Origin of the sequence: Streptomyces sp. NPDC007205 (assembly GCF_040634095.1) — a bacterium.
Taxonomy (GTDB): Bacteria; Actinomycetota; Actinomycetes; order Streptomycetales; family Streptomycetaceae; genus Streptomyces.
Window position 1 is genome coordinate 767884 of record NZ_JBEYEW010000001.1, and the last position, 19901, is coordinate 787784.

Annotated in this window: 16 protein-coding genes; 5 read left to right on the forward strand and 11 right to left on the reverse strand. The window is 69.4% G+C overall.

Annotated features, from left to right (window positions below):
* Positions 1-35: 35 nt before the first annotated feature.
* A complete protein-coding gene (locus tag ABZ624_RS03450; RefSeq protein ID WP_351248982.1) occupies positions 36-383 on the reverse strand; it encodes a helix-turn-helix domain-containing protein in 348 nt (115 codons plus the stop codon).
* A 462-nt stretch (positions 384-845) separates the two neighbouring features.
* On the opposite strand from ABZ624_RS03450, the gene ABZ624_RS03455 reads away from it, so the two are divergent.
* Positions 846-1769, forward strand: a complete 924-nt coding sequence (locus tag ABZ624_RS03455; RefSeq protein ID WP_360082058.1) for an NAD(P)-binding domain-containing protein — start codon at positions 846-848, stop codon at positions 1767-1769.
* Between the two features lie 165 nt (positions 1770-1934).
* Here the strand turns inward: ABZ624_RS03455 and ABZ624_RS03460 are convergent, their stop codons facing one another.
* From ABZ624_RS03460 to ABZ624_RS03485, 6 genes are all read right to left on the reverse strand, one after another.
* Positions 1935-3689, reverse strand: a complete 1755-nt coding sequence (locus ABZ624_RS03460) for a biotin carboxylase N-terminal domain-containing protein (protein WP_360082060.1) — start codon at positions 3687-3689, stop codon at positions 1935-1937.
* 80 nt (positions 3690-3769) lie between these two features.
* The gene (locus ABZ624_RS03465; protein ID WP_360082062.1) at positions 3770-4000 is read right to left on the reverse strand and encodes an acyl-CoA carboxylase epsilon subunit; all 231 of its coding nucleotides are present in this window, start codon (positions 3998-4000) and stop codon (positions 3770-3772) included.
* Positions 3997-5574 (reverse strand): acyl-CoA carboxylase subunit beta, encoded by a 1578-nt coding sequence (locus ABZ624_RS03470; RefSeq protein WP_360082064.1) that lies wholly within the window; start codon positions 5572-5574, stop codon positions 3997-3999. Before ABZ624_RS03470 ends, ABZ624_RS03465 begins: the two co-directional genes overlap by 4 nt.
* Positions 5575-5618: 44 nt before the next feature.
* Positions 5619-6623, reverse strand: a complete 1005-nt coding sequence (locus tag ABZ624_RS03475; RefSeq protein ID WP_360082066.1) for a beta-ketoacyl-ACP synthase III — start codon at positions 6621-6623, stop codon at positions 5619-5621.
* Entirely contained in the window at positions 6620-8440 is a 1821-nt protein-coding gene (locus ABZ624_RS03480) for a fatty acyl-AMP ligase (protein ID WP_360082068.1), read from the reverse strand. Before ABZ624_RS03480 ends, ABZ624_RS03475 begins: the two co-directional genes overlap by 4 nt.
* A gap of 213 nt (positions 8441-8653) precedes the next feature.
* Positions 8654-9052, reverse strand: coding sequence for a nuclear transport factor 2 family protein (locus tag ABZ624_RS03485; RefSeq protein ID WP_360082070.1), 399 nt, complete (start codon positions 9050-9052; stop codon positions 8654-8656).
* Between the two features lie 466 nt (positions 9053-9518).
* Here ABZ624_RS03485 and ABZ624_RS03490 point away from each other — a divergent pair, with 466 nt between their 5' ends.
* Positions 9519-12080: a BTAD domain-containing putative transcriptional regulator gene (locus tag ABZ624_RS03490; RefSeq protein WP_360082072.1), complete on the forward strand. Its 2562-nt coding sequence runs from the start codon at positions 9519-9521 to the stop codon at positions 12078-12080.
* Positions 12081-12168: 88 nt separating this feature from the next.
* On the opposite strand, the gene ABZ624_RS03495 is transcribed toward ABZ624_RS03490, so the two are convergent.
* Both ABZ624_RS03495 and ABZ624_RS03500 read right to left on the reverse strand, forming a co-directional pair.
* Positions 12169-12930 carry an alpha/beta fold hydrolase gene (locus ABZ624_RS03495; protein WP_360082074.1) on the reverse strand — a complete coding sequence of 254 codons (762 nt, stop codon included), beginning with the start codon at positions 12928-12930 and terminating at the stop codon, positions 12169-12171.
* Between the two features lie 14 nt (positions 12931-12944).
* On the reverse strand, positions 12945-14537 hold the full coding sequence (locus tag ABZ624_RS03500; protein WP_360082076.1) for an aminotransferase class III-fold pyridoxal phosphate-dependent enzyme: 1593 nt from the start codon (positions 14535-14537) through the stop codon (positions 12945-12947).
* A gap of 162 nt (positions 14538-14699) precedes the next feature.
* Here ABZ624_RS03500 and ABZ624_RS03505 point away from each other — a divergent pair, with 162 nt between their 5' ends.
* Positions 14700-15194 carry a flavin reductase family protein gene (locus tag ABZ624_RS03505; RefSeq protein ID WP_360082078.1) on the forward strand — a complete coding sequence of 165 codons (495 nt, stop codon included), beginning with the start codon at positions 14700-14702 and terminating at the stop codon, positions 15192-15194.
* A 154-nt stretch (positions 15195-15348) separates the two neighbouring features.
* Here the strand turns inward: ABZ624_RS03505 and ABZ624_RS03510 are convergent, their stop codons facing one another.
* Entirely contained in the window at positions 15349-16293 is a 945-nt protein-coding gene (locus ABZ624_RS03510) for an NAD(P)-binding domain-containing protein (protein ID WP_360082080.1), read from the reverse strand.
* Between the two features lie 59 nt (positions 16294-16352).
* On the opposite strand from ABZ624_RS03510, the gene ABZ624_RS03515 reads away from it, so the two are divergent.
* Together ABZ624_RS03515 and ABZ624_RS03520 are read left to right on the forward strand one after the other, a co-directional pair.
* Positions 16353-16814, forward strand: a complete 462-nt coding sequence (locus tag ABZ624_RS03515) for a MerR family transcriptional regulator (RefSeq protein ID WP_360082082.1) — start codon at positions 16353-16355, stop codon at positions 16812-16814.
* Positions 16815-16934: 120 nt separating this feature from the next.
* Complete coding sequence (locus ABZ624_RS03520) at positions 16935-18191, forward strand: cytochrome P450 (protein ID WP_360082085.1); 1257 nt, start codon at positions 16935-16937, stop codon at positions 18189-18191.
* 226 nt (positions 18192-18417) lie between these two features.
* Here the strand turns inward: ABZ624_RS03520 and ABZ624_RS03525 are convergent, their stop codons facing one another.
* Complete coding sequence (locus ABZ624_RS03525) at positions 18418-19896, reverse strand: NAD(P)/FAD-dependent oxidoreductase (RefSeq protein ID WP_360082087.1); 1479 nt, start codon at positions 19894-19896, stop codon at positions 18418-18420.
* Positions 19897-19901 lie beyond the last annotated feature (5 nt).

A 19901-nucleotide genomic window follows, 5' to 3' on the forward strand; every position in this document is an offset into this window, starting at 1 on the left:
GGGCCTTGAATTCCGAACACGAATGGGAGAGCGGATCAAATGCTCTCGGGCACCGGTTCCGCCTTCTCGGGCAGGTACTCACGGCCCCAGGCGCCCAGTGGCTTGAGAGCCTCGTTGAGAGCGAAGCCCCGCGGCGTCAGCGAATACTCCACGCGCACCGGGGGAGCCTCGTACGTCTCGCGGTGGACCACACCGTCCGCCTCCAGCTCCCGAAGGTGCTGGAACAGGACCTTTTCGCTCACGCCCGGAATGAGCCGCCTCAACTCCCCGAAGCGCCGGTCCTGCTGGGCGAGCGCCCAGAGGATGACCACTTTCCACTTGCCGCTGATGACTTCGACCGCGGCGTCCAGTCCGCAGTGCGTCGGCCTGACTCTGACGCTCATGCTCCCACTCCGCTAGCTGACAAAAGGCGCTTCATGGCCCGTGCGAACTCCGGTCGCACGTGTAACTCCATGGTAACGCAGGGTCGTTGACCGGGGCGGCCTGCGGTTCGGGGTCGGCTGGATCCGGCCCTTCGGGTTGGGGTGCATGGCCGAGACGGATCGCTCCGCGGTCGCGGACCCGCGCCCTCGACACCGTGGAGTGGGGGAGGCGACCGCCCTCCGGCAAACCCGCGCCGATTCTATCGGGGCCGGTCGGGGAGAGCGATGGAACTCCCTCCGTGCCCGGTAATTCTCCGGTAATCAAGGCCCCCTGGGGCATTTGATTCCCCGCTGATTACCGCGCGGGGTGGCTCGGGTACGTACTTTGCAGTAAGTACTTGAGCGGCCGCAGGTATCGGTATAGCTTTCCAAGGGTGTACTTAACAGGGGGCACCATGACGGCCGTTGCCGAGGTGCACCCGTATGCAAGCCAAGATAAATGCCAGAAGGAGCGTGGTTGTGGTGGCCGATGCGAATCGTGCACCTGTATCAGTTTTAGGTCTGGGCATGATGGGAGCCGCGCTGGCCGGTGCGTACCTCAAGGCGGGTCACCGGACAACCGTGTGGAACCGCTCGGCCGGCAAGGCGGACGCACTCGTCGAGCAGGGCGCGGTGCGCGCGGACGACGTCGCCGCGGCGGTGGCCGCCAGCGACATCCTGGTGATCTGTGTCGTCGACTACGACGCCCTGTACACGATCCTCGACCCGGTCAAGGACTCGCTGTCCGGCAAGGTCATCGTCAACCTCACCTCCGGTGTCCCCGCGGACGCCCGCAACGCGGCCAAGTGGGCCGACGAGGTCGGCGCCGAGTACCTTGACGGCTACATCATGACGGTCCCCCCGGCGGTCGGGCTGCCGCAGACGCTGCTCTTCTACGGCGGCTCGCAGGCCACCTTCGAGGCCCACGAGTCGACGCTGAAGGTCCTCGGCGGCAACAGCGTCTTCCTCGGGACCGACGCGGGCATCGCCTCGCTCTACGACCTGGCGCTGCTGGGCATCCTGTGGTCCTCCCTGGCCAGCGCGCTGCATGGCTACGCCCTGGTCGGCAGCGAGAAGGTCCCGGCCGCGGCGCTAGCGCCGTACGCCGAGGCGTGGATCACCCATGTGGTGCTGCCCAGCGTCAAGGGCGCGGCCCAGATGGTCGACGCGGGCCAGTACGGCACGGCGTTCTCCACCACCGACCTCAACGCGGTGGGCCTGGCGAAGCTGGTCGAGGCGAGCAAGGCCCAGGGCATCCGGCCCGACCTCATGATCCCGATCAGGGAGTTCCTCGCCAAGCGGGTGGCCGACGGCCACGGCGACGAGGCCATCGCCGGAATGATCGAGGTCATCAAGAACCCCGAGTAAGGGGCGCGGTCGGCCGGCCGTCATCCTCCTGTGGGCCGCCCTGCACGCCTGGCACGGAGAGCCCCTTCCCGTGCCAGGCGTTCTTGTGTGCCAGGAGTCCTTGGACTTCGAGGGCGCGGGCATCCCGATCCGCGCGCCGCACGCCGCGGACGGCCTGACCCGCTCTCACTCCTTGATCTCGCAGATGGTGGCGCCGGAGGAGAGGGAGGCGCCGACTTCGGCGTCGAGGCCCTTGATGGTGCCGGAGCGGTGGGCATTCAGCGGCTGTTCCATCTTCATCGCCTCCAGGACGACGACGAGATCGCCTTCCTTGACTTCCTGGCCCTCCTCGACGGCGACCTTGACGATGGTGCCCTGCATGGGGGAGGTGAGGGTGTCGCCGGAAGCGGCGGCGGTGGGCTTCCTCGCCGCCCGGCGCCTGGGCCGGGCGCCGCCGGCCGGGCCGGTACGGGTCAGAGTCATGCCGAGCGAGGAGGGCAGGGAGACCTCCAGGCGCTTGCCGCCGACCTCGACCACGACCGTCTCGCGGCCCGGCGCGTCCTCGGTGTCCTCGGCGGCGGGCGCGGCGAACGGCTTGATGTCGTTGACGAACTCGGTCTCGATCCAGCGGGTGTGCACCCGGAACGGTTCGGCGGTGAAGGCCGGATCGGCGACCACCGCGCGGTGGAAGGGGAGGGCGGTGGCCATGCCCTCGACCTGGAACTCGGCCAGCGCACGCGCGGCGCGCTGCAGCGCCTGCTCCCGGCTGGTGCCGGTGATGACGAGCTTGGCGAGCAGGGAGTCCCAGGCCGGCCCGATCACGGAGCCGGACTCGACACCGGCGTCCAGGCGGACACCGGGGCCGGTGGGCGGGGTGAAGGCGGTCACGGTGCCGGGAGCGGGCAGGAAGTTGCGGCCGGGGTCCTCGCCGTTGATGCGGAACTCGAAGGAGTGTCCGCGCACCGGCGGGTCGTCGTATCCGAGGGGTTCGCCGTCGGCGATGCGGAACATCTCGCGGACCAGGTCGATGCCGGTGACCTCTTCGGTGACCGGGTGTTCGACCTGCAGGCGGGTGTTGACCTCGAGGAAGGAGATGGTGCCGTCCATGCCGACGAGGAACTCCACCGTGCCGGCGCCGACGTAGCCGGCCTCCCTGAGGATGGCCTTGGAGGCGGCGTACAGCTGGGCGTTCTGCGCCGCGGACAGGAACGGCGCCGGGGCCTCCTCCACCAGCTTCTGGTGGCGGCGCTGAAGGGAGCAGTCACGGGTGGAGACGGCCACGACGTTGCCGTGGGAGTCGGCCAGGCACTGGGTCTCCACATGGCGGGGCCTGTCGAGATAGCGCTCGACGAAGCATTCGCCGCGGCCGAAGGCGGCGACCGCCTCGCGGACGGCGGAGTCGTACAGCTCGGGCACTTCCTCCAGGGTGCGGGCGACCTTGAGGCCGCGTCCGCCGCCGCCGAAGGCGGCCTTGATGGCGACGGGCAGGCCGTGCAGCTCGGCGAAGGCGACGACCTCGTCGGCGCCGGAGACGGGGTCGGGGGTGCCGGCGACCAGGGGGGCGCCGGCGCGTTGGGCGATGCGGCGGGCGGCGACCTTGTCGCCCAGGTCGCGGATGGCCTGGGGCGGGGGGCCGATCCAGGTCAGGCCGGCGTCGATGACGGCCTGGGCGAACTCGGCGTTCTCCGAGAGGAAGCCGTATCCGGGGTGGATGGCGTCCGCGCCGGAGTCCCTGGCGGCCTGCAGCACCTTGGCGATGTCCAGGTAGCTGGCGGCCGGGGTGTCACCGCCCAGGGCGAACGCTTCGTCGGCCGCGCGGACATGCAGAGCGTCCCGGTCCGGGTCGGCGTAGACGGCTACGCTCGCGATCCGGGCATCACGGCAAGCACGGGCAACGCGGACAGCGATTTCGCCACGGTTGGCGATGAGCACCTTGCGCACGACGATCCTTTTCCCTTCGTGTCCTGATGATCGCGGGCTCCGTGGCTCGCGTGGCTGTGGCTTGACTGCGCCCGGGGGGACTACGGCTGCCCCCAGGCGCTTCGGCGCCAGACCCCGGGACCGCGCTGCGTCGGCTGGGCCCGCAGCCCGGACGTGTACCGTCGGCGGCGCCCATCCGGCTCGCCGGGCGAGGGGCCCTGTCCGGCGCGCTGGGCGGCGAGTGCGCGCAGGGCCACCAGCGCGGCCGCCAGCTCCTCCGGCGTCGGACGCCCGCGGACCACGTGCACCTCACTGCCGGCGGCCGGGTTCACAGGGGGATGTTCCCGTGCTTGCGGGGCAGCCGGGTGACGCGTTTGTCGCGCAACGCCCACAAGGCGCTCGCCACTTGCTGCCGGGTCTCGTGCGGCATGATCACCACGTCGACATAGCCGCGCTCGGCCGCGACGTACGGATTGCACAGCGCGCTCTCGTACTCCGCGCGCAGCCGCTTTCTCTCGGCCTCCGGGTCACCGGACTTCTCGAGCGTGCGCCTGTGCAGCACGCTCACCGCGCTCTCGCCGCCCATCACCGCGATCTCGGCCGTCGGCCAGGCGAGGTTGACGTCGGTGCCCAGGTGTTTGGAGCCCATGACGCCGTATCCGCCGCCGTACGCCTTCCTGGTGACCACCGTGACCATGGGGACGGTCGCCTCCGCGTAGGCGTAGATCAGCTTCGCGCCACGGCGGATGATCCCGCCCTGCTCCTGTTCGAGACTGGGCATGAATCCCGGAACGTCCACGAACGTCAGGATCGGGATGTGGAATGCGTCGCACATGCGGATGAAGCGGGCCGCCTTCTCGCTGGCGTCGATGTCGAGCACGCCCGCCATGAAGGTGGGCTGGTTGGCGACGACGCCCACGCTGCGGCCCTCGACACGGCCGAACCCGCAGATGATGTTGCGGGCGAACAGCGGCTGGACCTCCAGCAGTTCACCGTCGTCGAGCACGGTGTGCACGAGGCGCAGCATGTCGTACGGCTGGTTGCGATCGTCCGGGATCAGGCTGTCCAGCGCCAGGTCCGCCTCGGTGACGACGTTCTTCTGCCCGCTGCCCGCATAGACGGGCGGGTCCTCCATGTTGTTCGACGGCAGATAGCCGAGCAGTTGCCGCACGTACTCGAACGCGTCCTTCTCGTCGGGCGCGAGGTAATGGGCGTTACCGGAGACGGTGTTGTGGCTGCGGGCGCCGCCCAGTGCCTCCCGGTCCACGGCCTGGCCCGTGACCGTGCGCAGCACCTCGGGGCCGGTGACGAACATGTGGGATATGCCGTCGACCATGACCACGAAGTCGGTGATCGCGGGCGCGTAGACGGCCCCTCCGGCACACGGGCCGGTCATCAGGGAGATCTGCGGGACCACCCCCGATGCCTCCACATGGCGCTTGACCAGCTCGGCGTAGAGCGCCAGGGACACCACACCCTCCTGGATGCGCGCACCGCCCGAGTCGTTGATGCCGATGATCGGGGTGCCCGTACGGATCGCGAAGTCGAGCACCTTGACGATCTTCTCGCCGTACACCTCGCCGAGGGAGCCGCCGAAGACGGTGAAGTCCTGGGCGAAGAGGCAGACCTGGCGGCCGTCGACCGTGCCGTAGCCGGTGATCACGCCGTCGCCGAGGGGACGCTCCCGCTCCATGCCGAAGTTGTGGCTGCGGTGCCGGGCCAGGGCATCCAGTTCGACGAACGACCCCGGGTCGAGCAGCGCCTCGACGCGCTCGCGTGCGGTCAGCTTCCCCTTGGCGCGCTGGCGCTCGACCGCTCTGGCGTCGTACGGCTCGGCCACAATGGCCCTGCGCCGCGCCAGTTCGGCGATCCGCTCCTGTGTCGTACCGCCGCCTTCGCCCGGCATCGCCTCTCCTGTACGTGCGGTGTGCGCGGATTCTTCGGTATCAGTCATGGCAGGGTCACCACCTGGGCCGCGTGCACCAGGCCGGCGCCGAAACCGACGAGGAGTGCGTGGCCGCCGGACGGCGCGGCGCCGTGGGACAGCAGGCTGTCCATGGCGAGCGGAATCGAGGCCGCCGACGTGTTGCCGGACTCGGCGATGTCTTTGGCCACGGCGGTATGCGGGGGGAGTCCGAGCGCCTTTGCCGCCGAGTCCACGATCCGCGCGTTGGCCTGGTGAGGGATGAACGCGGCGAGATCGGTGGCGTCGATGCCCGCCGCGTCGAGTGCCTGCCGGGAGACCTCCGGCACGCTGCGGGTCGCCCAGCGGAACACCTCCGGGCCCGCCATGCGCAGCACCGGCCAGGGAGTGGAGCCGTCACGGGTGGCCAGCCAGCTCCGGTCGTGGGCGATGAGCCTGTGCCGCTCCCCGTCGGAGCCCCAGACGACCGGGCCGATACCGGGCGTCTCGGCGGGACCCACGACGACCGCGCCCGCTCCATCGCCGAACAGGAATGCCGTTCCCCGGTCCTCGGGGTCGATGATGTCGCTCATCTTCTCCGCCCCGACGACCAGGACATGGCCGGCTGAACCCGAGCGTACGAGGGAGTCGGCCAGGGCCAGCGCGTAGCAGAATCCGGCGCAGGCGGCGCCGATGTCGGTGGCCGCGGCGGCGCCCGAGCCGATCAGATGGGCGACCCGGGGCGCGGCGGCGGGCGCCTGCTCGAGATGGGACATCGATGCCAGCAGCACCATGCCCACGACCGCCGGGTCGACACCCGCGTGGGCCAGGGCCTTGACGGACGCCTCGGCCGCCATGGTGACGACCGTTTCCTCCTCCCCGGCGAAGCGCCGCGTGGCGATCCCCGAGCGCCGGCGTATCCAGGTGTCGGAGGAGTCGATGCGGGCAGACACCTCGTCGTTGTCCACCACCCTGGTCGGCCGGTAGACGCCGATGCCCAGGATGCGGGAGCCGGCCGGGCCTCGCGCCGTGCGTAACGCCTTCGCGGTCATCGCTGCACCTGCTCGGATCCGGCCGAGGCCATGGCGAAGGCACCCAACGAGCCGTCCTCGTACCGCTGTCGGCAGGCCCGGCGCTGCACCTTGCCGCTGGAGGTCTTGGACAGCGCGCCCCGGCGCACGACGAGGATGTCGTCGGCGTCCAGCCGGTGGTTCTCGCGGATCGCCTCCCGCACGCGCTCGCGCAGCCTCCGCTCGCCCGGCGTCCGCATGACCCTGCCGTCGGCCTCGATGACCACCACGAGCCGTTCCTGCGTGCCGTCGTCGACGGAGAAGGCGACGGAGCAGTTGGGGTGCAGCCCGGGTACCGACGACTCCGCGGACAACTCGATGTCCTGCGGGTAGTAGTTGCGGCCCCGGCGGATGATGACGTCCTTGAGCCGCCCCGTGACATACAGCTCGCCCTGGTGTACGAAGCCCAGGTCACCGGTGCGCAGATAGGTCTCTTCCGCGGTCCCGGCCGAACCGCCCCTGATACGGGCGCGGAATGTCTCCCGGCTCAGGCCGGGCCTGCCGAGATACCCGTCGGCGACGCACGGCCCGCTGATCCAGATCTCGCCGACCCGGCCGGGCGGGCAGGGCTCCAGGGTGTTCGGGTCCACGGCGCGCACCCGCGTGCCGAGGACGGGAACACCGCTGCTGACGACAGGGGTTGCCCCTTCGGTGACCTCGTCCACGATCTCGACGCGGTCTTCTCCGAGAGCGCGGGCGGACAGCCACAGCGCGGAGGGCTCGCGGTCCTGCGGGCTGCCGGTGGCCTTGAGCGTGTTCTCGGCGAGTCCGTATCCCGGTGCCATGGCACGGGGGTCGAAGCCGTACCGAGCGAATGCCGTGGCGAAGGCCTGGATGGTCCCCCAGCGGACGGGTTCGGCGCCGTTGGCGGCGACCCGCCAGCTGGAGAGGTCGCCCACGTCCGCCGTCCTGCCCTCCTCGGCGGCCCGGACGCAGAGTTCATAGGCGAAGCTGGGGGCCGCCGCGTGGGTGCCGCGGAACCGGGAGATCGCCTCCAGCCAGCGGGCCGGTCGGCGGATGAAGGCGTCGGGCGCCATGAGGTACGACGGCACACCGGCCCAGAGCGGGAGCACCACGCCGAACAGCATCCCCATGTCGTGGAAGAGCGGCAGCCAGGACACGAACGTCCCCCGCGGCTCACACGGCCACAGCTCGTCCGTCTCCACCGCGTTGCTCAGGAAGTTGGCGTGCGTGACCATCACGCCCTTGGGGTCCCCGGTGGAACCGGAGGTGTACTGGAGCAGCGCGATGCCGTCGGGGTGGGCGGCCGGCAGGGCGTACGAGACGAGGACGTCGGACGGCGGGGGAGCGAGTGTCCCGGTGTCGAGGAGGGTCAGTCCGGCCAGTTCCGGCAGACCGCCGAACCGCTCTTCGAGATCGCGCTTGACCTCCGCCGTGGTGAGCACCGTGGACGTGCCGGCGTCGTCGGCGATGCGGCGCAGCCGCTCGACGCCCTGGCGGCGCCGGGGCACCTGGACGGGAGCGCCGGCCACTCCCGCGTACATGCAGCCGAGGAGGGCGCGGATGAATTCCAGCCCCGAGGGGTAGAGCAGCACCGCGCTCTTTCCGGTCAGCCCGGCCGACTCGAGCGCTGCGGCCCGGACGCGCGCGTCGTCGTAGAGTTCCCGATAGGTGAGGGACTCTTCCGGTTCCTCGCCATTGCGCAGAAACACATACGCCGTCTCGTCGGGCTGCTTCACGCTGCGCAGCCGCAGTGCGTCGGGAAGGGTGCGAATCTCGGCCATGTGGCCGTCGGGTGCGGCCGTGCTCGCCAGCACGGCCTCGGATATGTGATCCATGGGCACGCCCTTTCCGTGGAATGTGCGGTGCAACAGCGGTGCGGTGCTGGATCTCAAGCTGCCGGAGCGACCTTACCCGGAGATCCGTATGCACTCTCCAAAACTTACTCATGGCGCGGTAACCGTGTGTTCTGGAGGGATCGACAAGAAGCCCCTGCACCGGCGGGAATTACTTCGCCGGTACAGGGGCGGAGAGGACGAAATGCAAAGGCGTTATGCCGCGTGAACGTCCGCCACGGGACGGTCGATCGCGAGGCGCCACTCGCCGTTCTCGTCCCGGACCAGAACGTCGGTGCACGTCCCGTCGACGTGGGTGACCTCGCCGTCCGGACTCGGGATGTCCAGGCTGTAGTCCACGATGAGCAGTGAGGTGTCGCCGGTCGTGTAGGTCTGCAGCACCCTGGACTTGATCTTCGGACCCAGGGCCAGAAAGTCCTTGAAGAACTGCGTACGGTCGGCGCCCGTGAGCGGGCTGCCGGAGATGTTGGAGATCGCGTCGCTGGTGTACATCGAGTCGTACAACGCCCCGTCGCCCTCATTGAAAATGCGGACGAAGAGATCATTCTGCTGGTGGGGGTCTTCGGGGATTTCGAAACCGAGGCTGCCACTCATGCGGTAACTGCTCCCAACTCTCCGGTGAACCGTGCAAAGGCTGTCGTAGAGCATCGCAGAGGATCTTCGTGCCCCGGTCACGGACCGGTAACCTGGCATTCTGCGGATCAATGGTGAGCCAAGGGTTACCTGTGGGTGGGTGCTGTCCGCTCGATCGCACCCCCGGCGAGTTTCGGCCATGCCAATTGCTTTCCTCAAAGTCAGTACTTACCCTGAAGTTGGCCCATACCTGAGGGCCGGTCGGGAATGTCGCCGAGGCGTGGGGCGCTGGAGAGGCCGTGGGGGGAGCGGATGCGAGGGGATCCCGTTCGTCCTTCGTGGACTGATCACATCTCTCTTTATGGCGTCCTTAATTGCGTCATCTCCGACATTTCCCTCACTTCTACCCAATTCATGCCGAATGTTATGGTTGCATGATTCTGTACCGCACTAGGGGGAAGCTGTGCAATTTCAGATCTTGGGGCCTATGGAAGTGTTCGACGACCGCTGCTCCCTGGCGCTAGGCGGGACCAAGCAAAGAGCGACTCTCGGTTATCTGCTGCTGCAGGCGAACCGCGTGGTGGCGACCAGTCAACTGCTGAACGCGCTGTGGTCCGTCGACGACGCCCCCATCTCCGCGCGGAAGATACTGCAGAACGCCGTCTGGGGGCTACGGCGTGTACTGACCAGGGGGGAGTCGACGGACGCCGCTCTGGTGACCCAGGCGCCCGGCTACAAGCTGAGTGTCGACGCCAACGACATCGATCTGTTCCGCTTCCAGCGTCAGGTGGACGCCGGGCGGGACGAACTCGCGGCTGGTGAGCCGGAACAGGCCGCACGGCTCCTCAAGGGCGCGCTCTCCCTCTGGCGCGGTCCCGTCCTCGCCGACCTGGTGGAGGCGGGCATCAACTGGCCCGAGCTGTCCGCCGCGCAGAACGCCCAATGGGACGCCATGGAGGACTACTTCGAGGCGGAGCTGGCCTGCGGACGCCATCTCGCGGTGCTCGGCGAGCTGGAGGCCATGGTGGAGAGCATGGCCCTGCGGGAGCGGTCCTCCGGCCAGCTGATGCTCGCGCTCTACCGCAGCGGACGGCAGGCGGACGCGCTCAGCGTCTACAGCCGGGTGCGTACCGCACTGGTGGAGGAACTCGGCCTTGAGCCCGGCCGGGATCTCCAGCTGTTGCAGCAAGCGATCCTCGCGCACGACCCGTCCCTGATCCCGCCCAGGGGAGCGGGGCACGGGGAAACGGCGGTCGTACGTGACAGCGCACCCCGCGCACCTCAGGCGCCACCCACCGACCGGACTCCCGCCGTGGCAGAAACGCCCTTCACGAAGGCCTCCACGTCCGAGACGCGGGCCTCCGCCGAGCCGCACCCGGCCGTCAGGCCCGAAGGGCCGGCCGACGTACGTGAAGCCGGGCTCAGGAGCGGACAGGTCGGCGATGCCACCTCTGTGTACGACCCGGGTGGCATGGCTCACGCTATCGCCGAGCAGCACGAGGCGGTAGCACGCTCTCACGAACCGTTACCACACCGTGAGTTGACCGTGGAGCCACGCTCCGTCACCGGGAACGGGCGGCGCAAGTCCGTCAGCGCCCTGCTGGTGCGCACCCAACTCGGCCCGGAGGCGGCCGACATCGACCCCCTGCGTATCGACGAGACGCTCGAGGACGTCGCCCACCGGATCCGGGAGAGCATCGAGCACTTCGGAGGGACCGTCAGCGCGAGCATCGGATCCGTGTCGATGGCGCTGTTCGGAGCCCACGGAGAGTGCGAGGACGCCGCCGAGCGCGCGGTGCTGGCGTCCGTGACCATCCGCGAAGAACTCCGCGCGGGCTCCGGTGCCCTCGCCCGCACGCCATCCTTGGCCAAGGGCCTCTCCTTCCACGCCGCCATCGTCACCGGAGAGGCGCTGGTGCGCTACCAGCCCGACGGCGACACGCTGTCCATCACCGGGACGCTGTTCGACCGGGGCCACGCGCTGCTCTCGCACGCCGGCGCGGGCGAGATACGGGCCTGCGACGTCACCCGCAGGGCCACCGAGCCCTCGGTCGCCTACGCCCGCAGCGACGACCTCGGCGAGTGGACCGTCCAGGACGTCAGCAAGGAGAGCATGGGACACGACTCGATGCCCACCGTGGAGCGGGAGTTCGAACTGGAGCTGCTGCACGGTCTGGTGGAGCGGACCCGGCACCGGTCCACCACCCACCTGGTGACCGTCCTCGGTGACGCGGGCACCGGCAAGACGCGCTTCCTCACCGAGTTCGAGCGTCAGAACAGCGACCGGTCGTATCTGGCCCGGTTCCGCGAGCTCTCCGGGGGCGTCCGGGTGTCGTCCACTGCCGTGACCGACCTGAGCCCCGTGCACGCGGTGCAGCGTGAGCTGGTCAGCGCCATCTGCTCGATCCAGCCGGGCGATTCGACCCGGGCCGCGATGGACAAGCTCGTCGGCACACTGCGGCGGCTCGTCGACGACGAGGCCCGGGTGGGCCGGCTGCTGGAGTGCCTCGCCCCGTACATCGACCCCGAGGCGGGAGAACTGGCCCTGCACGACCCGGAACTGGAGCTGATCGCCTGGCAGCAGTTCCTGGACCGCAACACGCTCGACAAGCCGCTCGTCCTCGTCGTCGACGATCTGCACCGGGCCGACGACAGTCTGCTGGACTTCGTCTCGGGCTTCGCCGATCTGTCACGGGTGCCGGTGTTCGTGGTGGCCTCGGCCCGGCCGGAGCTGCTGGAGCGCCGGCCCGAGTGGGGCGGAGGCAAGCGTCATGTCACCACGATCACCCTGGAAGCGCTCTCGGACGCCGCGGTGGACGAGCTGATCGACTTCATGCTGTCGCCCGCACCCAGCGAACAGAAGGGACTGACGCGCTGGTTCCGCAAGCGGTTGTGTGCCACGGCGGGTGACCGGCCCGACGAGCGGCGCACGTACGTCCGCAATCTGCTGAGCATGAGCGCACCGGGGCGGTTCTTCACCGCGAACCACAGCTCCCGTTGTGTGACCTCGGGAGGCCCGCTGCTCTCTTCCGGCACCGGGCGGATCTAGCAAGGCCGTAGCAGCAGTCGATGGAAACGTTGTCACCTGGTCCGAGTCCTCCCCCTGGGGGTGACTCGGACCAGGTGTTTCCGGCCTCTCAGGCAGCCGACTCGCCGCGCGCCCCGGCGCCCAGACGGGACACGATCGCCTCGGCGACGTCCTGCGTACGGTCGTCGAGATAGAAGTGACCGCCGGTGAAGACGCGTACCGCGGTCGAAGCCGTGGACAGGCCCTCCCAGGCGGCCGCCTCCTCGACGGTGACGACCGGATCCGCGTCACCGACGAGCACGGTCAGCGGACAGTCCAACGGCTGCCCCGGCTCCCACGCGTAGCCTGCGAGCGCCCGGTAGTCGGCACGCAGCGCGGGCATGATCATCTCCATCAGCTCCGGATCGTCGAGCACCCGGCTGCCCGTGCCGCCGAGCCTGCGGATCTCGGCGCGCAGCTGGGCGTCCCCGAGCAACTGGTCGCTGCGACGCGGGCCGGTGGACGGTGCGCTGCGCCCCGACACAAAGAGATGGAAGGGTCCAGAACCCGCCTTTCTCCTCAGCCGACGCGCCGTCTCGTACGCGACGACCGCCCCCATGCTGTGTCCGAAGAAGGCGTACGGCCGCCCACCGCTCTCCCGCCGCACCTGCTCCGCGAGCAGATCGGCCAGCACACCGATGTCCTCGACCCCCGGCTCCAGCCGGCGGTCCTGCCGCCCGGGGTACTGCGCGGACAGCACCTCCACCGCCGGTGGCAGCGCCTGTGACAGGCGGAGGTACGCGCTCGCCGCACCGCCCGCGTGCGGGAAGCAGAACAGCCGCCGCGCCCCGGCGTCGGCCGTGCCGAACCGCCGGAACCATGCGCCACGCATGACCTGCCCCCCTGTCACGAACCGGAGAACCGCTGCTCGTCCTGGTCCCGCAGGATCTCGCAGAGCTCCCGCAGGGCCACGGCGAGCCGGTCCACCTCGGCCTCGGTCAGCAGCACCGACGGCTCGAACCGCAGGGTGTTCACGGCGCTGGCGGTCGGGAACGTCCGGATCCGGTGGGCGCGGAACAGATAGCCGGAGATGACATAGCCGAAGGTGTCGGTGACGGCTGCGTCCCGGATTCCCGCCACGCTCGATCCGGACTGGTCATGGAATTCCAGTCCCAGCATCAGCCCCTTCCCCCGCACGTCCTTGACGACATCGGGGAATTCCTCGCGCAGCGCCCGGAACAGGGCGGTCAGCCGCTCGCCCCATTCCCGCGCCAGCCGGTATGCCCGGCCGTCCTCAGCCTCGAGGAGTTCCAGCACCTTGAGGGCAAGCGTGGAGGAGAAGGTGTCCTTGGCGAACGTCGAGCTGTGCACCAGGTCGAATTCGGGGCGGAACCGACTGCCGCGTACGAGGGTCACGGCCGTCTTGGCGATGCCACCGCCCAGGCTCTTGGCGAGGGTGTAGTAGTCCGCCCGCAGCCCGATGAGGGAGCTGGCGAAGAAGGCGCCGGTGCGGCCCATGCCGCTCTGGATCTCGTCGATCACGATCGGGCAGCCGGCCGTCGCGCAGGCCCGCTCGATCTCGGCGGCGAGTTCCCGGTCGACCACCTTGATGCCGCCCTCGCCCTGGATCACCTCGAAGACGAACGCGCCGAACACCGGGAAGTCCCGCTTCACGACCTTGATCTCGCCGGCCTCCACGACCATGTCGAAGACGGTGCCCCGCTGCTCCTCGAAGACCTTGGCGAGGGCTTCGGGCTGGTCGAAGGGAATGAACCGGGCCTGCGGGGCCATCGCCGTGAACGGCGTACGGAACGAGGCGTTGTGTGTCAGCTGGACGCTTCCGACCAGCTTGCCGTGGAAGGAGCCCTCCAGCGTGAGGAACAGCGGGGGCCGGGCCGTGCGCTGCGCGTTCTCCCGCTGGAGGCCGGCGGCCAGCCGCTCGAAGCCGCGGACGTCGCTCGAACGGTCGGCCGCGGCGATCCCCAGCACGACGTACGCCGACTCCGCGACCTTCGCGGTGCCGTCCTGGACCGCGGCGCGCGCGGCGTCGACGTGCGCGGAGATCTCCTGGACGAGCGCCTGGATCTTCAGGATCCGGTCGAACTCGGCGTGTTTGAGCGCCACTTCGACGGACTCTGCGCCGCTGTTCGAGAACACCGCGAAATAGGGCTCGTCGACGCCGAATTCACGGTGCAGGATGGTGTTGAGAGTCGTGGCGACACTGCTCGCCGCGGGCTGCCGGGACGCCTGTGCCAGCACCGGCGTGCGGGCGTCCAGGAATTCCTTGGCGGCCGTGACGATTTCCGGGTGGTTGTGCCCGAGAATGAGTGCGCCGTAGCCGCCCGCGTAGTCGAGAACGGATATCCGCTCGCCCTTGTCGTCGATGTAGTGGAGCGTGTTTCCCTCGCCCTGCACGTACTCGACGTCGACGCCGAGCATGGACAGCCACTGCAGCATCATCGGATCGGCGAGTTCGAGCTCAGAAGTCTGTGAGGCCATGGGCCGACCATAGGGGGCGCGCGTGAATTCGCGTGCCAGTGTGCGGTCATGGAGCGGTAAGCGAGACGAGGGCGGGCGGGTTCGGTTAGCGATGCATGACCTTGCGATGGGCAGTCCGGCCCGGGGCGTGGATACGTTGGCCGCATGTCCAGCAACGGGCGAATGACGCCAACTCTTGCGCCCGCCTCGATGCGCGAGGTGATGTCCCGGTTCGCGACCGGTGTCATCGTGCTCACCGTCGGCGGTGAGCACATCCATGGCATGACGGCCAACGCGTTCAGTTCGGTATCCCTGGAGCCGCCACTTCTGCTTTGCTGTGTGTCCCACAGTGCCGTGATGCACACGTCCGTCTCGTCCGAGCGGCGTTTCGCCGTGTCGATCATGGGGGCGGACCAGGAGCCACTGGCACGGTACTTCGCAGACAAGGAACGTCCCCTGGGACCCGCCCAGTTCGACACGGTCGACTGGCGGCCGGGTCCCCGCACGGGAGCTCCGCTCCTGCACGGGGCGCTGGCCTGGCTGGAGTGCGAGCTCACCGAGTCGCACGACTCCGGAGACCACTCGATCTTCATCGGGACGGTGCTGAGCTCGTCCCGGGGTTCCGGTGAGGACGGGCTGCTGTTCTTCGACGGAAAGTACCGGCGAACGGCATCCTGACACTGCTGAACAACTGATGACGTGCCGGACAACGGGAACGGCCCTCGTGCCGGGTGAATTCCACTCGCTACCGGGGGCCGTTTCCATGTCTGCCGATGACCGGACGATGACCGCCGGGTGTGCGCCGCGAACCTTGAAGTAAGTACTTGAGGGGTCAGGGCACCTGGGATAATTTCCCAGGACGTCCGACCGGGAGGTGATTCGTGTCATTCATGAGCAGTTCCGAAATCCGGGAAAATCCCTCGCCCCCGTGGCCCGCGTCCACCGCACGGCGCGCGATGTCCCAGGCGGCGCCGAGCACGCCGGTGTCGATCCCGAGCGCACGGGCGGTGTGTACGACATGCCCCATCCCCGCCGACGCGGACCGAATGCTGGACCGGTCGCCAGGGTGTTCGCCGGACGTGATCCGCTCCGCGTAGCCGCCGACGATGCCCGGCAGTGCCCCCATGCCGGCCTGGGCGAGCGGGGCCAGCGCGGTGGGCTCGATGCCCTCCGCCCGCGCCAGGGCGAAGGCATGGACCACACCGCTCATGGAGGTCCAGAAGATGTCCAGCAGAGCCACGTCGAACGCCGCCGCCCGGCCAGGATCCGTCCCGAGGTGCAGGCCCGTTCCGCCGAGCGCCTCCAGCGTCGTGCGATGGCGCGCGTACACGTCTTCGGGACCGCTGTAGAGGATCGCGGCGCCCGGCGCGCCGATGGTGTCGGTCGGGGTGATGACGGCGCCGTCGAGGTAGTCGATGCGGTGCGTTGCGGCCCACGCGGCCATGGCGCGGGCCTGGTCGGGGGAGTCGGCGGTCAGATTCACCAGCGTACGGTCCTGCAGCGCGCCGACCGCGGGGTCGACGATCGCGTGCACCGCCGCGTAGTCGATCACACACACCACCGTCAGCGGTGCCGCCGCGACCGCCTCGGCGACCGAACTCGCGCGTACCGCGCCCCGTGCAGCGAGGGAGTCCGCCTTGGACGGCGTGCGGTTCCACACGGTTGTGGGATGGCCATGGTCCAGAAATGCTCCGGCGAGGGCCTGGCCCATCGGACCGAGCCCCAGCACGGTGACGGGCAAGGGCCGTTCGTCATAAGGGAGTTGATGATCCACCATGTCTCAAAAGCTAGACCCTCACGTCGATGCGAGAGTCAATCCTGTGTGGTGGAGGTCACATGCGCATCGGTGAGCTGTCGCGGCGGACCGGCATCAGCCATCGGGCGCTGCGCTACTACGAGGAGCAAGGGCTGCTGCGTCCGCTGCGCCGGCCGAGCGGGTATCGCGAGTACTGCGAGGCCGATGTGCTGACCGTGCGCCGCATCCGCGTGCTGCTGGCCGCCGGGCTCAGCACCGCCACGATCGCCGACGTGCTGCCCTGGCTGGTCGGGGAGCACGCGGACCACGCCGTGCACGGGCCCGAGCTGCGGGCCATTCTGGACGAGGAGCGCACCCGCATCAGCGGTGAGATCAGCGAGTTGGGATCGGCGCTCGCCATGCTGGACTCCGTGATCGAAACACCGCTGCGGCTGCGGTCGCCGGAGCGCTCGCCAGTGGGCCAGCCGGTGTCCGGACGGGTTCTGGGGTCACTGCAGAATCGTCACTGCCGTGCGCTCGGGACACAACTCGCCGCGACATGACCGCGGTCGGCCGGGGGCGCAGAGCGGCTGGTGAGCCGGCGATTACAGGTGCGTCCCTACGCTGGACGAGCCCCGGCGTCTTCCGGGGAATCCAGGTCGCTCATCCCGTGGGAGTCAGCAATGACCAGTCAATCCTGCCCGTACACCATGGACCCCGCCGGCCGCGACATCCAGGGCGAAGCGGCTCTGCTCAGGGAGAGGGGACCCGCGACGCAGGTGGAACTGCCGGGAGGCGTCGTCGTCTGGGCGGTCACCGACACCGCCCTGATCAAACGGCTGCTGACCGATCCCCGAGTGTCCCGGGACGCCTACCGCCACTGGCCCGCCTGGGAGAACGGTGAGGGGGACTTGGCCAAGAACTGGTCGATGGCCATGTGGATGGCCGACCGGAACATGATCACGGCCTACGGCGACGAACACCGGCGGCTGCGCAAGCTGGTCGCCAAGGCCTTCACCGCGCGCCGAACCCAGGCCCTGCGCCCGCGGATCGAGGCGATCACGGCGGCTCTCCTGGACGAGATCGAGGCCAAGGGCCAGGGGCAGCCCGTCGATCTGCGCATGGAACTGGCCTATGCCCTGCCCACTCAGGTGATCTCCGAACTCCTCGGCGTTCCCGACCGGATACGCGATGAGCTGCTGGGCGTCATCGGTGCCTGGATGACCAGCCAGGACTCGCCGGAGGACGCGGCCCGCTACGCGATGCGCGGATACGAGCTCCTGGTCGAGCTGATCGCCCTCAAGCGCGCCGAGCCCGCGGACGACCTCGTCAGCGCCCTGATCTCGGCCCGTGACGACGAAGCGGGCGCCGGACTGTCCGAGCAGGAGCTGGTCGACACCGTCCTGCTGATGTTCACCGCCGGGCACGAGACCACCGCCAACCTGCTCGACCAGGCCGTCTACACCCTGCTCAGCCACCCCGAGCAATTGGAGCTGGTCAGGAGCGGCGCGGCATCGTGGGAGGACGTGATCGACGAGACGCTGCGGCTCGAGGCCCCCTTCGCCAATCTGCCCATGCGCTATGCGGTGGAGGACATCGAGATCGCCGACGGCGTGACCATCCCCCAGGGCGACGCGATGATCATCTCCTTTGCCGCCTCCGGCCGGGACCCGCTCGTGCACGGTGAGGACGCCGACCGCTTCGACGTCACGCGCGCCACCCGTCGTGACCACATCGGCTTCGGCCACGGCGTGCACCACTGCGTCGGCGCGCCGCTCGCGCGCCTGGAGGCGGAGATCGCCCTGCCGGCGCTGTTCGCGCGGTTCCCGGGTCTCACCCTGGCCAAGCCGGCCGACGCACTGCTGCCCCTGGAGTCGTTCATCTCCAACGGCCACCAGGAGCTGCCGGTCCACCTCGGGCTCACGGCCGCGCGCAGGTGACCTGGCTGCTTCCCGCGCACAGGGGCGCCCGCCGGACGGTTCCGGCGGGCGCCCCGCGGCTGTAGCCGCGGACCCGTTCGTACTGCTCGGCCGAGACCGACGGCCCGTATCTCGTCGAGCGGTCCAGGGCCCGGCCACAGTGGGGAAAGCGGCGGGAGGCACACGGGCAACCGGTCGCCGACCACGTCGGCGACCGGTTGCCCGGTGACGATGAGAAGGCCGGCGGCTACCGGGCCGCCGCCGCGGTCGTGCCCGCGGCGATGGCCACCGCCTGCTTCGCCGCGGTGAAGCCCGACTCGATCGCCCCGTCGATGTAGCCGCTCCAGCCGTTGGCGATGTCACTGCCGGCGAACGCGATCCTGCCCTGCGGCTGCTGGATCGCGCGGAACGGGCCGGTCAGCGTCCCGGGATGCCTGCACGCCCAGCCGCCCAGGGAGAACGGATCGGCTGCCCAGCTCTGCGCCTTGACGGCCACGACCTCGGCCTCCGGCACGATCTTCCGCAGCTCGCTCTGGACCACGGCACGGTCCGAGCAGTCGAGCGTGGGGTCGTACGCGAAGCCGAACATCAGCGTGCCGCCGTCGGGGAGTGCCGCGTGCGGGCGGACCGCGCCGAGCCTGGTGCCCTCCGCCGGGTTCGTCGCGAACAGGCCGGTGTTGCCCTTGACGTGCAGCCAGAGCTTCTGGACGTTGGGAACGCCTATGCCCGCCTTGGACACGCTCTGGTACTCGCTGGGCAGCGCCGGACTGAACGAGATGGTCTTCCAGACGTTGACCGGCACGGCCAGGACGGCGACCGGCGCCGTGAAGACCTGACCACTGCGGATGGTGACGCGCACCCGGCCGTTGCTCTGCTCGATCTTGGTGACCGGCGACGCGAGCCGCAGCTCGGCCGACGCGTCCTTCAGCATGTTCCGGATCAGCTGGCCGGTGCCCAGCTTCGGGTGGTACGTGTTGATACTCAGGTAGCCCTCGAAGGTGTACCCGGACAGGGCCCACGACTGCGCGAGCATCGTGAACGCCCCGCGCGTGCTGGAGCCGCCGGACAGCCCGCCCGTGGCGCCGCTGATCCAGCTCTCGTCCTCGGGTGAGAGCCTGAGCTGGTTGAGGCGGTCACGCATCGACAGCTTGTCGAGCTCCTGCAGCAGGTCCGCCCGGTACAGCGGCTCGTACGGGCGCGGGAAGTAGTCCTTGGATCCGTCGAACATCGGGCTGAAGAGGCTCTTCAGCCGCGGAATGGCATCTGCGGTCGGAACGGGGGCGAACCCGCCGTCCTTGGGGAAGTAGTAGCGGTCCGCCCCCAGGCCCGTCGCCAGCTCGGTGCTGTAACGCTTGACCTCGTTCCAGGCGTACGGCTGCTTCTCGTCGACGGACTCGCCGCCCATCTCGACGTCGACCCCGTTGAAGTCGGCCGTCCAGGTGCGCCCGCCGATCCGGTCGCGCGCCTCGAGGATCAGCGGCCTCAGACCCTTGGCCCGCAGTTCACGGGCCGCCGTCACGCCGGCGAAACCGGCGCCTATGACGATCGCGTCGTACGAGCCCTTCGAAGCGGCGTCGTCCGAGGAGCCGCTTGCCGACGCGAGGTTCGCGCCGACCGCTCCCGCCGACGCGGCGAGCGCGGTCGCCCCCGCGACCTTCAGAACCCTGCGCCGGGGCAGTGCGTGTGCCGGTGCACTACGAGCGGGCCGGTTGGTGCTGTTGTTCACAATTC